Source organism: Paractinoplanes bogorensis, from assembly GCF_018829635.1.
In the GTDB taxonomy this organism is placed as follows: Bacteria; Actinomycetota; Actinomycetes; order Mycobacteriales; family Micromonosporaceae; genus Actinoplanes; species Actinoplanes bogorensis.
In genome coordinates this window covers 294,276-307,395 of record NZ_JAHKKG010000009.1, presented here as the reverse complement: position 1 = coordinate 307,395, position 13,120 = coordinate 294,276, and the positions used below count along the sequence as shown (strand labels likewise).

The window sequence follows — 13,120 nt, the reverse complement described above, 5'->3', positions numbered from 1 at the left end:
ACCCCGCCGGGTAGCCCAAATCAGGCATTTGGTGCGGCGTGCGGCGCGTCGTAGGGTGGTGCCCATGGGCATGCTGTGCGCGGTCAGCTTCAACCGGTACGGCCGCCTCTACTACCTCGATCCGGGCGAGTTCTCGCCCCAGGTCGGCGACCGTGTGCTCGTGCCCACGGACGACGGCCCCGAGGTGGCGGAGTGCGTCTGGGCGGCGCAGTGGGTGAGTGAAGACACCTCGGGGTTCCCCAAGGTCGCCGGCCTCGCCGAAGAGAACGATCTAAAGCGCGATGAGCTGCTGCGCAAACGCAAGGCGGAGGCCAAGGTCGCCGCCAAAAAGCTGATCAAGGCGCACGAGCTGCCCATGAAGGTGGTCGCCGTCGACCACGTGCTCGACCAGGCGGGCACCGGCAGCGCCCGCACGACGATCTACTTCACTGCCCCACATCGGGTCGATTTCCGTTCCCTCGTACGCGACCTCGGAGCGACCCTGCACTGCCGGGTCGAGCTCCGTCAGCTCTCCGCGCGCGACTCCGCCCGAGTGCAGGGCGGCATCGGTTCGTGCGGCCGCGACCTGTGCTGCGCCACGTTCCTGACCGACTTCGAGCCGGTCACCATCCGCATGGCCAAAGACCAGGACCTGCCGCTCAACCCCCTGCGCATCTCCGGCGCGTGCGGCCGCCTGATGTGCTGCCTCAAATACGAACATCCGCTGTACTCGGCTTTCGCCGCATCCGCCCCCGCAGTCGGCAGCCGGGTGACGACGCCGGACGGCGACGGCCGGGTTGTCGGACACAGCGTTCCCAAAGACTCCGTCATTGTTCGCATGGATGCTGACGGATCCCGATGCTCCTGCTCGCGGGCGTCGGTGTGCGGGCCTAGGAAGGCGCACGACGAGCGCTACGACCAGCCATAGTCCGAGTGGTTTGCGGCGACGACCAGGCGGGCGTGAATTCAGTTTCTATGAGGTCTGCACGCCAGGTCGGCTGTCCAGCCTTCGGCCGCCCCTTCCCGCGGGGAATTACCCGGATGAACGCGAATGCCTCGCGGAGGATTTTTCGTCGTTTCTGAAGATCGAGCTGGTCGAACTCTTCAAGCGCTGCCGTCGCGTCGAACGCTCCCACGGGCGTATCGCCTCGAGCTGCGGCCAGATCTGCTCGGATCGCGGCGAGTTCCTCTCGAAGCGTCGCCGTGCCCTTGATGAGAGCCTTCCGGTCGATCAGTCCGGCCGCCCGATCCTCGACCAGCTCTGCCATGATCACGTCGATTTCCGTCGAGCGTGCCTCCAGGTGGTCCACATCGAGCGACTGCGGTCGGGGTCGAAACGCGGAGCGTCCGATGTTCCGCATCTGCTCGATCAGGCGAGTTACCACGACGCCATCCGCGAAGTCGATCGGCAGTTGGCAGTGCCCACGGCTCGCTGACTCCGAGTTCCGACCCTGGCAGATATAGATGGGCTTGTCCGCTCGAATGCTTGCGCCCATCGGACCGTCGCAGACCGAGCAGATGGCGAGCCGGGACAGTAACTTAGACAATCTGCCCAGCCTGCTGTCAGGGCGCTCACGAGTTGCCAGCAGATGGTCCATCGCCAGCCAGGTCCGCTCGTCCACGATCGGTGCCCACGCTGCGTCGCCCATGATCTCCCCGTACAGCGTCGACTTGGCGATGTTGCGTGGAGCCCGCAGAACCAGACGAACGGCGACGTTGTTCCAGCGGCCGGAGGGGGCGTAGTGATGCTTGCGCGGAGCCCGCGGGCGAGCAGTGCGCGCCGACGGCGCCGACGTTCGGAAGCCGGCGTCGTTCCACTCCCTGGCCACCGTGCTGAGTGCCTTGCCCGCGAGCACGTCGTGGTAGGCCTTGAAGATGGCTGCGGCTTCTTCCTCGCGCAGGCTGCCGTCCATCTCATATCCGAAGGGCCGCCGAATCCACTGGGGTCTTCCTGCCGCCACTCGTAGATCGTTCGCGAGAATTTGTCGTTCGGCCTTTCGTTCGGTCTCGGCTGAGGCGACGGCAGCCAGAATCCGCGCGACCATGCGTCCGACGTCAGTGGTCAGGTCGATATCGCCGGTTGCGGTAGCAAGACCGATGTCTCTCTCCACGGCAAGATCGATCAGGAATTCGAGATCCTTGATCGAGCGGGTTACTCGATCCAGATGCCACGCGACGATCAGGTCAGCCTGACCGCACTCGACCAACTGCACCACTTGGCGCCACCCGCTGCGATCCGCGAGACGACTGTCGGCCGCCGAAATGGTGTCGTCGACTACGCCAACGACCTCCCAACCTTGTGCTAGTGCGAGTGCCCGACATGCTTGTTCCTGCCGCTTCAAGCCGGCACCTTCGCCGGTGCGATCCATGCTCATGCGTACGTAGAGCACGGCCCGTGGCGTGATGGTGGCAGCTCGGTCGGCCCTCATTGCACGCCGTCGAGCGGCGCTCTTGACACGTGATGGCGGTGTCATGAGCCTAGGTTAAGGCGGTAATGTAGGTATGTAAATATAACTTGTTATGGTCGTTCCGGGTGCTGGTCACCAAACTGTCGATCGACGGGTGCGATGTCCGATCCGCGCATGGTGCAGGCCGCCTCTCCGGGCTTGGGTGGCAGGTCAGCGCACGGTGATCGGCGGCTCGATGCGGTGTGGGGTCAGCGGGGTCTCGGGGTGCAGCCAGGGAGTGTCGGGGGCGTCGTCGGGGGTGGCTGTCCACTTGCGACCGATTTTGTCGATGCCGATCGGGTGGATGGTCAGGCTGCCGTCGCGGGCGATGTGCATGCGCAGGAAGCTCTTCGCGTCTTCGATGCCCTGGCCTGCGAACAGTTCGTTGACGTTGACGTCGAAGTACGACGCGATCAGCAGGTAGAGCGCCGTCACCTGGGTGGCCACGAAGCCGATCACCGGGCCGTAGACGACCACGGCCACGACGAGCGGGCCGGGCCACGTCCAGTCGTGGAACGGCAGGGTGAGCCAGAGCCACGTGCCGCCGGCGGCCAGTCCGATGTGGGCGAAAGCGTGCAACAGGCCGAGGATCCAGTGGCGTGAGTGTTTCGGCTTGTCGGCCTTGGGTGGCTGCGCGAACGCCACCGCGCCGCTGATGATGAGCACCAGCATGACCGCCAGCGGGATGCTGAAGAGGCGCTGCACGATGCCCGCGTTGCCGGCCGAGGCGCCCGCCATCGCCAGCATGGTCAGCACGTGGATGATGCCGAGCATCGTGACGAAGCCGGGGTTGCGGGTCGGCACCCGGCGGAACACGCCCCACCCCATGCGCCTCGATTGGGCGGCGTCGGGATAGGACTTCCGGAAAGCGTACGGCCGGCTGACACTGCGACTGCGGGTGAGCGTCTCGGGCTGCGGGACGATCAGCTCGTCCGGCAGATTCTGCGTGCCGAGCAGGTAGGCGCCACCGCCGCCGCACGTGATCAGCTCGCGGTCGGGGTCGCTGTAGCGGGCGTAGTGGTGCAGGTCGCCGGAGACGAGCACGCGGGTGGTCGCGCCGGTCGGATCGATGATCTTGCGGATGAAGTAGTCGATCGCGTCGTAGTCCTCGGGGCGGTCGGCCGACTTGACCCACTTCGGCGACGGCGTCATCAGCATGACGCGGTCGTCCGGGCCGACCTGCTGGGCCGCCTGCTCGAAATACAGCAGCTGAGGATCGTCGATGTAGGCGCCGAACTGCTCGTCGATCGCGAACAACCACCAGTTCGCAGGCAGCTTCACGGCGAAATAGGACCGGCGCTGCTCGGTGCTCCAGCCGCCGATGTGACCGTCCTTGCGGCGCGCGAAGAGCCGGATGAACGCGGTGAGACCGTCGTACCAGTCGTGGTTGCCGGGCAGCGCGAACAGGGTCGGCCGGGGCGCACCGGACGGCGGCTCGGGCAGCGCCGCCCGGTAGGGGCCCTTCATCCGGCTCTCGTAGCCGTCGCCACTGGCCAGCGGGTAGACCTGATCGCCGCCCATCAGCAGCAGGCGCCCACGGGGGAGCGGGCCGTCGCCGAGGTCGAGGTCGGGCTGGGCAAGCAGGTAGGCCACGGAATAGGTGGCGTCGAAGCCGTCGCCCAGGTCGGCCACGTAATCGAGCCAGAGCTCGCCGTCTTCGGTCTGTGAGTGATCGAACCAGCCCCCGTCCAGCGCGTTCTGCAGCTCGCGCTTGTCGAGATAGGCACCGAAGAGGATCGCCAGCAGCGTGCGCAGACCAGTGCTGAGCAGCAGGAGAGGCGCCAGCCAGCCGACCGGCCGCTGCGGTGTGAACCCGAGCTCGCGCGGGTCCATGCTGGTGGGCCGTGACGGCACGACCTGGCGGGCCGGGGGCGGTGGGGGGCGATCGTCGGTCACGCCAGGCACCTTAGTCCGGGCCTGCGACAGAAACCCTGTCCGATTCCGGCGGACCCCGCCGAGCGGCCCGGGGCGCGTACCGTACACTGACTTTTCGTTGCCGCCTTAGCTCAGTCGGCTAGAGCGACGCACTCGTAATGCGTAGGTCGACGGTTCGATTCCGTCAGGCGGCTCAACACGAAAGCCCAGGTCAGATGACCTGGGCTTTCGCCATTCTCGAGCGTCGCGGGCGGATCAGTAGCCGCGGTTGCCGACGGCGGCGCGGGCGAATGCGGGCGTACGACCGTTGGCGAGCTCGCCGCTGAACCAGGCACCGAAGCCGGAGATGGCCAGGGCCGCCACCTCGAGCAGGAAGAGGCCGACGCCGGCCTGCCGGTCCGGGTCACCCACCCGGACCATGAGGATCACCGCGAACAGGATCAGCACGCCCATGTTGAGCAGGACGCGGAGCACGCCGATGCGCTTGGCGTCGGGGCGGCGTACGAACGCCAGGTCGATCGCGCCGGCCACGGCAGCGGCTATACCACCGATCAGCCCGGCGACGATGTTCCAGTAGGCCAGCGATCCAACGATGGCCGGTGCTCCGAGAAGGTTGGCCATGTCGAAGATGACGGCCATCGTGAACAGGCCCAGGGGGAACATCACCAGGATGGGTTGCACCGCCTGGCCCGCGATCTTGAGTCGGCTCTCCATGCGGGTTATCGCCCTTCTACCTGCGCTGTCACAGGTTCGAGGTTGGCATCCGACGGTGGGCTACCCGGTCGGTTCGTCAATGAAACGCCACAAGGTGGTCAGAGTGACGCATGCGACCCGTCCGACTTGGCCTGTACGCAATCTGCAAGGTGGCAGAGTGATGTGTAGCGGACGGCCGGGAGGCATGTTCTACTGGAGGAGCACCAAGGGCGGAGTTGGAGGGGAGACGGTACGCAACGGCACCCGGCGGCAACCGGGTGCCGTTTCTGCCTCTGCGGGCGTTCACTGTGGTCTTGAACGAGTGAGCGAGGCACTTCTCCCTCTTGCGTCATCGTGGTCCGCCGTCGCCGTGCTGGCAAGCACCCCGACGCGGGACTGCACCATGAGTGAACGCACCTACGTACGATCGGCGGCGGCCGTGCCGGTTCCCAAGCTCGCACCCCGTCGCCGATCATGATCGCGTTGTCTACCGAGGACACCGGCCGACACGGAACCGGCGTGGTTCGGCAAAACCCCACCCTCGGGTTGTCGGTCTGATAGGACGGTATTAGAGTCGCCAGCTTCGCCGGATCGAGCCGGCCTGGCGTCCAGCCGACTGCGGCACCGACTTTCAATGATGAAGGACTAATGGCCGAGGGTGTTTCGCCGACCGTTGCACGACTACGCCTGCGCACCGCATTGCGTGAAGCGCGCCAGGCTGCCGGATTGACTCAGGCGCAAGTGGCCAAAGCAATGGAGTGGTCGCTCAGCAAGGTGATCCGGATCGAGAACGGCCAGAACGGAATCTCGCCCAGTGATCTTCGTAGTCTGCTCACTCTGCTAGAGGTCGACGACGCCGAACCCTTGCTCGCCGACGCGCGAATCGTCCGGGCCGCACACCGGGAAGAGCCGCCTTTTCGACACACCATTTCGGACAGTCTCCGGCGCTTCATCGACTACGAGGCCGACGCCGCCGAGATCCGGTCATTCGCCGTTTACTATTTGCCGGACGCGGTGCAGACTCCGGAATACGGCGCCGCGTTGACGATGATGCAGCTCGACCCGGGCCGCGTCGATGCAAAGAAGGCCGATGCGCTGGCCGAGGTGCGCCGGCATCGGGCCGACGCGCTCCGGCGCCGGCCCCGGTCGGCGAGGTATCTCGTGGTCGTCGACGAATCGGCGCTCCGCCGCCAGGTCGGCGGTGTCGCCGTGCTCGCCGGTCAGCTGCGGCACCTCGTCGAGCTCACGGAACTCGGACTGCTCGAGTTGCGCATGCTCGGCTTCGACCACGCCGGCCGCATCGCCAACAACGCGAGCTTCGATCTGGCCACGGTCGGTGCCCGCGGCCAGGTCCTCTATCGCGACAACGGCACGACCGACGAGGTCGTCGAGGACCGGGCGGAGACCTCGCAGCACCGTGACCTCTTCGAGCAGCTGTGGCTCGACGCTGCCGTCGAAGACGAGACGATCGACTTCATCCGGCGTCGGCTCGAACTCCTCGAGGCGAGGGTCGGCGTCTGAGCCGGTGGCCTTGTGCGCAATCTGCTACATAGCAGAGTGATGGGTGGCGGTTAGCTTGTACGCATGTTGTACTACTGAAAGAGCAGCAAGGGCGGGGTTGGGGAAGAGGCGGGTTCAAGCGGCGCTCGGCGGCAACCGAGTGCCGTTTCGTCTCTGTCCGAAGGAAGTCTTCCGACCGAACCGGCAGGGACTATCGGTGTGGCCATCCTGACCTGAACTTCCTCCCCTTGCAAGAAGTACGGGAAGAGGGTGCGCCATGAGCAAACGCCTCCACTACAAGAGCCCCGAAGTCGTGGTCACCGACGAGTTCTTCATCCGGCGCAGCAGGCCCTTGAAAAGCTATGCGATTCGCGATCTCCGCAATGTCGGCGTGCTTCGTTCCAGCGCCGAGCCGGCCTCGCCGACGACCGTGCTGGCCGTGGCCGCGGGCACCGTGGCATCGATCAGCGCGGGTTGGATTTTCCTGCAGCCACCCACCGCTTATGCCATCGGCCTGCTGGCTGTGATGGTCCCTATGGCGTGCACTCTGCCGTCCATGGTGCGCCGCGGTGGTCGCGGGTGGGAACTGCACGCGATCTACCGGGGATCTGACGTGGTGCTCTACTCGAGTGTCGACGAGCGTCAGTTCAACCAGGTCAAGCGTGCTTTGCGAAGGGCCATCGAGAATGCCCGCCCACCCGAGCGAGGGCTTGACCTGGCCGCCGCCTGAAGTTCGGCATTCGCAGGACCCCGGGTTCGTTCCTCTGGTAAGACGTACTAGTATGTGCCGCGACCTGGCCGAGTGCTATACAGCAGGTAGCCAGGTGTCAGATTGTTTCAGCCGTGTGACGCACTTACTTCAACGTTGAAGGACCGATGGCCGAGGGCGATTCGCCTACGATCGCGCGCTTACGTGTACGCATCGCTATCCGCGAGGCACGTGAAGCGGCCGGTCTGACGCAGGCTCAGGTCGCCGAGGCGATGGAGTGGTCCAACAGCAAGATAATCCGGATCGAGAACGGCGAGAACACCATCTCGATCAACGATCTCCGCAGCCTGCTGAGCCTGCTCCACGTGAACGACAAGGCCTTGGTCGGCTCTCTCCTCGCCGACGCGCGGACCGCTCGCTTACGGGTGCGCGCGAAGCGGGTCTGGTGGGGGCAGCCTCGCTTTCGAGAACATCTGTCGGAGCCGCTGCGCCGCTTCATCGAGTACGAGGCCGAGGCCTCGGAGATCCGGCTGTTCACCGTCCTCTACGTCCCAGGCCTGCTGCAAACCCCCGAATACGGTCGGGCGCTCACCGGGATGTGGAGCGACGAGATGAGCGGGCCGAAGATCGACGCGTTGGTCGACGCCCGCCGGCACCGCCACGAGTTGCTTCTCGATCGACTCGGTACGGTCAAAATAATGGTAGTTGCCGATGAATCCATCTTCCGTCGGGTCGTCGGCGGATCCGAGATTTTTGTCGAGCAGTTACGCCACCTCGTGAACTTGTCCGAGCGTGGGCTGACCAAGATTCGTATGCTTCCCTTGAACGACCTTCCCGTCGCCATTGCGAACAACGGTAGCTTTGACCTCATGACGGTCGGTGCCGATCGCGCAGAACGCGAAATAATGTATCGCGAGAACGGCATCCTGGACGAGGTCGTCGAAAACCGCGCCGACAACGCGCGACATAGAAAAAGATTCGAACAGCTCTGGCAAGCCGCCGACGATGAAGATGACACGATCGATTTCATCAAGGGTCGCATCGCTGCGCTGGAGGCCAACCTTCCAGCTCGCCACGAGTAAGTACCGCCACGGCACCACCATGATGTAACCCTTTCCATTAGAGGAGCGAATTCCGCGATGAACGAGACCGAGTCGCCAAAATGGCGCCGTAGTAGCCGGTGCAGCGGCGGTACCTGCATCGAGGTGGCCAAGGTCGGTGGCACATACCTGATCAGGGACAGCAAGAACCCGCAGTTGCCGGCTCACTCGTTCACCGAGGATGAGTGGGTTGCGTTCGTGGCCGGGGTCAAGGGCGACGAGTTCGTCTTCTAGGCCCGGTGGGTAGTTGCCGTCCTGCGCTGGGGTTGAGCGCAGGACGGCTTCTCTTTGCCGGGCGAGTCGGTCCGGGCGGCACGAGAATCCTTAGTTCACGAACGATCGTGCGCCGCAAAACAGACCAATACCTTCTTAGCGGGCAAGATAATCACCGCCAAATGCTCATATCGTGCAATGAATGGCACCTTGAAGCATTCACTCCTGCCCAGTGTTCGAGGCGTCACTTACCGTGGAGCTGGGAACCGGCACGGGAGGTGCGTCATGTCCAAGAGCGCAGAAGTCAAGCAGTGGCGAAGAGCGTTGGCCTGCACCGGTGGCACCTGCGTCGAGGTGGCGAAGGTGAACGACCGCTATCTGGTGCGGGACTCGAAGGCTCCGGAGGGGGCCGTGCTCGAGTTCACCGCTGAGGAGTGGGCCTCGTTCGTCGCGGGCGTCAAGGAAGGGGACTTCTCCTTCTGATGAGGGGGAAGCCGGCCGAAGCGCTGGTATGCCGCCGGCCGAGGGCGGCATACTGCGCTGGTGAGGGCTGACCCGCACGCTGCCCGCTTCGCCGTCCTGCATGACGCGGCCGAGGCGCTGCTGGACGAGCTGGCTGGGCGGTACGTGGTCGATCGCCGGGAGAGCAAGGAGCTCCTGGGGCCGGCCGACGCGCTGGTGCGCATGGAAAGGCTCATGCCACGCACTCCGGCGGCGGCGCCGCTGGCCATCGCGTTCACCGAGACGCCGGGGATCGCCGTGCGTCTCGGGCGATGGTGGGTGGAGTCGCTGCCTACGTGCGCCTGCGAGGTCTGTGACGAGGACCCGGCGCGGCTCGTCGACGTGGTGCGGACCCAGGCGTCCGCGCTGGTCGAGGGTGGGCTCTGGGAACGTGTCCGGCGCGGGGTCGGTGGCTCGTGGTTCGAGAGCCGGCTGATCGGGGAGGGTATCAACGCCCGCCGCGAAGGGCCGCTGACCAGGGGAGATGCGCGCGAGGCGAGGCGCAGCGGGTTTGCCGCGGCCGTCCAGTGGGCGCCCTGGCCGCTAAGCCCGGAACAGAGCTAGCAACGCCCGTACGCCGGGACGCCTGATCGCGTCGGACATGGCCAGATCGCCCCGGCAGAACGCCTCGAAAGCGCGCCAGCCCAACGGCGTGGCCATGGCCGCGTGGACCACGGCGGGGAACCGGGCGAACGCGTTCAGGAGCCGGCGCCCCGCGGTCATCTCGGGGAGAAGTTCGGCGGTGACCTGCTGTTCGTACGTGGGAAGGTTTTGCCAATGGCTGCCCGCCCACGTGCCGGATCGCAGCGCGTAGCTGATGCCTTCGCGGGTCCACGGCTCGAGCAGGCCGGCCGCGTCGCCGACGACGACCACCTGACCGCGGCGCAGTGGGGAATCAGGTCGGCGGCATCGCGTCAAATGCCCGGAATCGCGGATGACGGGACGTTCGGCCAGGCCGAGCCGGGCCACGAAGTCGTTCAGGTACTGCTTGGTCGCGCCGCCGTTGCCCTTGGCCATGATCACGCCGACCGTGAGCTCGTCGTCCTTGGGGAACACCCACCCGTACGAGCCGGGGAACGCGCCCCAGTCGAGCAGGACGCGCCCCTGCCAGGCTGTGCGGTCGGCCGAGGTCGCGGCCAGTTCCACCTCGAGCCCCAGATCCTGCTGCTCGAAGGTCGCCCCCACGTAGCGTGACGTGACGCCGGCCGAACCGTCGGCGCCGATGATCACCCGGGCGGTGATCTGCTCGCCTCCGGCCAGCGTGACGACGCCTTGGTCGACCGCGCGAACCTGGGTGTTCTGCCGGACGACAACCCCCGCAGCTACGGCCGCCGAATACCAAGCGTGATCGAAGTCGTCGCGGCGGACCAGGGTGAGGAACGGCCGCTCGGACGTACGGGTGAAGGATCTCCGGCCGTCTCGGGTGAACGTGAGCGCGGAGATCCGGTCGCGGGCCGGTACGTCGATGTGGGGTGTGGCGTAGGCGAGGGAGGAACCGAGAAGGCCGCCGCCGCAGGTCTTGTAGCGGGGATGTTCGGCGCGCTCGAGGACCATGGTGCGGGCGCCGGCCGTGGCGGCTGCGCGGGCGGCGGACAGCCCCGCCGGTCCGCCGCCGACGATGAGGACGTCCCAGGCCGGCTCTGCGATCACGTGGCGGAGTTTAACCGCGTTTTTATGTGTACGATCGTACACATGACCACCGCACCGGCCGCTCGCTCGCCACGGCGCTACGACCCCGACCGCAAGAGCCGGATCATCGACGCCGCCATCGAGGTCATCGCCGATCACGGAGTCGCCGGCACCACCAGCCGACGCATCGCCGCCGCGGCCGACGTGCCCCTCGGCTCGATCACCTACCACTTCGACAGCATCGAGGAACTGCTCGAGCTGGCCTTCCGGCGGCACGCCGAGCGGATGTCGCCCCGCTACGAGGCGCACTTCGACAACGTGACCGACGTGGCCGGGTTCGCCGAGGCGGTCACCGACCTGATCCACAGCGACGCCGGTGGAGATGCCCGTGACTGGGCGGTGGCGTACGAGCTCTATCTCGCCGCCCTGCGTGATCCGGCGCTGCGGAGCGTGACCGAGGCCTGGATGCGCCGGTCACGGGCGGTGCTCGAGCGGTTCGTCGACCCGGCCACCGCGCGCGGGATCGACGCGCTCAACGAAGGGCTGGTCATGCACATGATCCTGTCCACCGCCCGGTACGACCGGGCCGCCACCAGTTCGATCGTGCGCCGCTTCCTCGGGGTCGGGGAACTCGGGGTCGGGGAATGAGCAACGAGGTAGGGGCGGCCACCCGCGCCGTCTACGCCGCGTTCATCATGGCCGGGGTCGCCGCCGCGAGCTGGGCCTCACGCATCCCCCAGGTGCGCGACGAGCTGGGCCTCACCCCGTCCGGACTCGGCCTGGTGCTGCTCGCCCTGGCCGCCGGCTCGATCTCGTCGCTGCTGCTCGCGGGACAGATCGTGGGGCGGTTCGGGTCGAGCCGTACGGTCGCCTCGATGGGTGTGCTGCTCGGCGTCGCACTCTTCTCGATTTCTTTCGGGTACGAATTCGGCGTGCTCCCGGTCGTCCTCGGCCTGTACGTGTTCGGGTTCGCGAACGGCGCCTGGGACGTGGCCATGAACGTGCAGGGCGCGATCGTCGAGCGCCGCCTGGGCAAGGCGATCATGCCCCGCTTCCACGCCGGCTTCAGCGTCGGCACGGTCGCGGGTGCCCTGGTCGGGGCGGGTGCCGTCGCGATCGGCGTCTCGGTCACGATTCACCTGGCCATCACCGCCGTGCTGATCGCCGTCATCGTCGCGTCCTCGGTGCGCGCCTTCGTCCCGGACGACGCCGGCCCGGCACCGACCGTGACCCCGTCCGACCCCACCCTTGTCGCCTCGAACCCGCCGGTCGTCACGCGGGGTGAGCGTTTCAAGAACGCGGTGTCGACCTGGCGTGAACCCCGCACCCTGCTGGTCGGCGTGTTCGTGCTGGCGTTCGCCTTCACCGAGGGCGCCGGCATCGACTGGATCAGCGTCTCGATGATCGACAGCTACGGCACCTCGGCCGCCGTCGGAACGCTGGCCTTCGCCCTGTTCCTGAGCGCGATGACGGCCGGTCGATGGTTCGGGCCGGCGCTGCTCGACCGATACGGGCGGGTTCCCGTCGTACGCGTCCTGGCCGCGGTGAGCCTGGCCGGGCTGGCCCTGTACATCCTCGGTCCGGCCACCCCGGTCGCGTTCGCGGGCGCGCTGCTGTGGGGGTTGGGGGCGTCGCTGGGCTTCCCGGTCGGCATGAGCGCGGCCGCCGACGACCCGGCGCACGCGGCGTCCCGGGTCAGCGTGGTGGCCTCGATCGGGTACTGCGCGTTCCTGGGCGGCCCGCCGCTGATCGGCTTCCTCGGCGATCACGTGACGGTGAAGAACGCGCTGGTGGCGGTCGCGGTTTTGCTGATTGTGTCGTTGACGCTGGCCAACGCGGTGAAGCCGTTGCCCGAGCCCAGGCCCGCCGGCCACTGACGGGCGGTTGTCCACGTTGAGATGCGGAGCTCGGGCACGTTGGTGTCGAGGGCACCGGCAGCTACGGCGCGGGCTTTGCAACCTGTACGAGCCCGGGGTCGGCTTTCGGCCACCGCTGCCCAACTCCGATCACCGTCGGCGACAACCTACCCTCCGAAGCCGCGTTCGCCCTGCTCTGTGGCCACCCGCCACTACTCGCCCGACCGTCACCGCCTCAACCGCGCCGACGACCCACAAGACAACAAAGCCCAGGACCACCCACCAAGCCGCGTCTGCGCCGACCGCAACGGCCGCCGGTCCAAGACCGTGCTGACCGAACTCGATCCGGTCGGGCTCAGCGTTCCGTGTGATCGCGAGGGCAGCTTCGAACCGCAGATCGTCAAGAAACGCCAACGCCGCCTGACCGGCGTCGAGGACATGGTCGGCTCTGAAACTAGGCCTGGCCGGAGTTCGTGTCGTTCATGGCGTTGGACATCGAGATCCGCAAAATCGTGTGCTCGACCAATGCGATCGAGAGCGTGAACGCCCGGATCCGCCGGGCTGTACCCCACGTCCTGCAGGCACACGTGTTTTCCACAACTGTGACTCTCAGGAGAG

General features: G+C 66.6%; 13 protein-coding genes, 1 tRNA gene and 2 pseudogenes. 12 read left to right on the top strand and 4 right to left on the bottom strand.

Annotation, left to right across the window (positions count from 1 at the left end; translation table 11 throughout):
- Positions 1 to 64: 64 nt before the first annotated feature.
- Positions 65 to 907, top strand: coding sequence for a PSP1 domain-containing protein (locus KOI35_RS29490; protein WP_215791891.1), 843 nt, complete (start codon positions 65 to 67; stop codon positions 905 to 907).
- Here KOI35_RS29490 and KOI35_RS29485 read toward each other — a convergent pair.
- Positions 870 to 2,408, bottom strand: coding sequence for a recombinase family protein (locus KOI35_RS29485; protein WP_281420304.1), 1,539 nt, complete (start codon positions 2,406 to 2,408; stop codon positions 870 to 872). The genes KOI35_RS29490 and KOI35_RS29485 overlap by 38 nt on opposite strands.
- 189 nt (positions 2,409 to 2,597) lie before the next feature.
- Positions 2,598 to 4,259, bottom strand: coding sequence for a metallophosphoesterase (locus KOI35_RS29480; protein WP_246614007.1), 1,662 nt, complete (start codon positions 4,257 to 4,259; stop codon positions 2,598 to 2,600).
- Between the two features lie 162 nt (positions 4,260 to 4,421).
- Between KOI35_RS29480 and KOI35_RS29475 the strand changes: the two genes are divergently transcribed.
- Positions 4,422 to 4,495 (top strand) — tRNA-Thr (locus KOI35_RS29475).
- A 61-nt stretch (positions 4,496 to 4,556) separates the two neighbouring features.
- On the opposite strand, the gene KOI35_RS29470 is transcribed toward KOI35_RS29475, so the two are convergent.
- Positions 4,557 to 5,015 carry a DUF2231 domain-containing protein gene (locus KOI35_RS29470; protein ID WP_215791888.1) on the bottom strand — a complete coding sequence of 153 codons (459 nt, stop codon included), beginning with the start codon at positions 5,013 to 5,015 and terminating at the stop codon, positions 4,557 to 4,559.
- Between the two features lie 627 nt (positions 5,016 to 5,642).
- On the opposite strand from KOI35_RS29470, the gene KOI35_RS29465 reads away from it, so the two are divergent.
- From KOI35_RS29465 to KOI35_RS29440, 6 genes are all read left to right on the top strand, one after another.
- Positions 5,643 to 6,515 (top strand): helix-turn-helix domain-containing protein, encoded by an 873-nt coding sequence (locus KOI35_RS29465; RefSeq protein WP_215791887.1) that lies wholly within the window; start codon positions 5,643 to 5,645, stop codon positions 6,513 to 6,515.
- Positions 6,516 to 6,771: 256 nt separating this feature from the next.
- A complete protein-coding gene (locus KOI35_RS29460) occupies positions 6,772 to 7,224 on the top strand; it encodes a DUF6232 family protein (protein WP_215791886.1) in 453 nt (150 codons plus the stop codon).
- A 146-nt stretch (positions 7,225 to 7,370) separates the two neighbouring features.
- Positions 7,371 to 8,285 carry a helix-turn-helix domain-containing protein gene (locus tag KOI35_RS29455; RefSeq protein WP_215791885.1) on the top strand — a complete coding sequence of 305 codons (915 nt, stop codon included), beginning with the start codon at positions 7,371 to 7,373 and terminating at the stop codon, positions 8,283 to 8,285.
- Between the two features lie 57 nt (positions 8,286 to 8,342).
- A complete protein-coding gene (locus KOI35_RS29450) occupies positions 8,343 to 8,537 on the top strand; it encodes a DUF397 domain-containing protein (RefSeq protein ID WP_215791884.1) in 195 nt (64 codons plus the stop codon).
- A gap of 264 nt (positions 8,538 to 8,801) precedes the next feature.
- Positions 8,802 to 8,999 (top strand): DUF397 domain-containing protein, encoded by a 198-nt coding sequence (locus KOI35_RS29445; protein WP_215791883.1) that lies wholly within the window; start codon positions 8,802 to 8,804, stop codon positions 8,997 to 8,999.
- A 60-nt stretch (positions 9,000 to 9,059) separates the two neighbouring features.
- Positions 9,060 to 9,581 (top strand): DUF6226 family protein, encoded by a 522-nt coding sequence (locus KOI35_RS29440; RefSeq protein WP_215791882.1) that lies wholly within the window; start codon positions 9,060 to 9,062, stop codon positions 9,579 to 9,581.
- Here the strand turns inward: KOI35_RS29440 and KOI35_RS29435 are convergent.
- Positions 9,561 to 10,667, bottom strand: coding sequence for a geranylgeranyl reductase family protein (locus KOI35_RS29435; RefSeq protein ID WP_308121206.1), 1,107 nt, complete (start codon positions 10,665 to 10,667; stop codon positions 9,561 to 9,563). The two genes, KOI35_RS29440 and KOI35_RS29435, sit on opposite strands and share 21 nt — an antisense overlap.
- 42 nt (positions 10,668 to 10,709) lie before the next feature.
- Between KOI35_RS29435 and KOI35_RS29430 the strand changes: the two genes are divergently transcribed.
- From KOI35_RS29430 to KOI35_RS49360, 4 genes and pseudogenes are all read left to right on the top strand, one after another.
- On the top strand, positions 10,710 to 11,294 hold the full coding sequence (locus tag KOI35_RS29430; RefSeq protein WP_215791881.1) for a TetR/AcrR family transcriptional regulator: 585 nt from the start codon (positions 10,710 to 10,712) through the stop codon (positions 11,292 to 11,294).
- On the top strand, positions 11,291 to 12,523 hold the full coding sequence (locus tag KOI35_RS29425; RefSeq protein ID WP_215791880.1) for an MFS transporter: 1,233 nt from the start codon (positions 11,291 to 11,293) through the stop codon (positions 12,521 to 12,523). Before KOI35_RS29430 ends, KOI35_RS29425 begins: the two co-directional genes overlap by 4 nt.
- Positions 12,524 to 12,544: 21 nt before the next feature.
- Positions 12,545 to 12,946: pseudogene (locus KOI35_RS48515) on the top strand (transposase); the annotation flags it as partial.
- Between the two features lie 14 nt (positions 12,947 to 12,960).
- Positions 12,961 to 13,068: pseudogene (locus KOI35_RS49360) on the top strand (transposase); the annotation flags it as partial.
- Positions 13,069 to 13,120 lie beyond the last annotated feature (52 nt).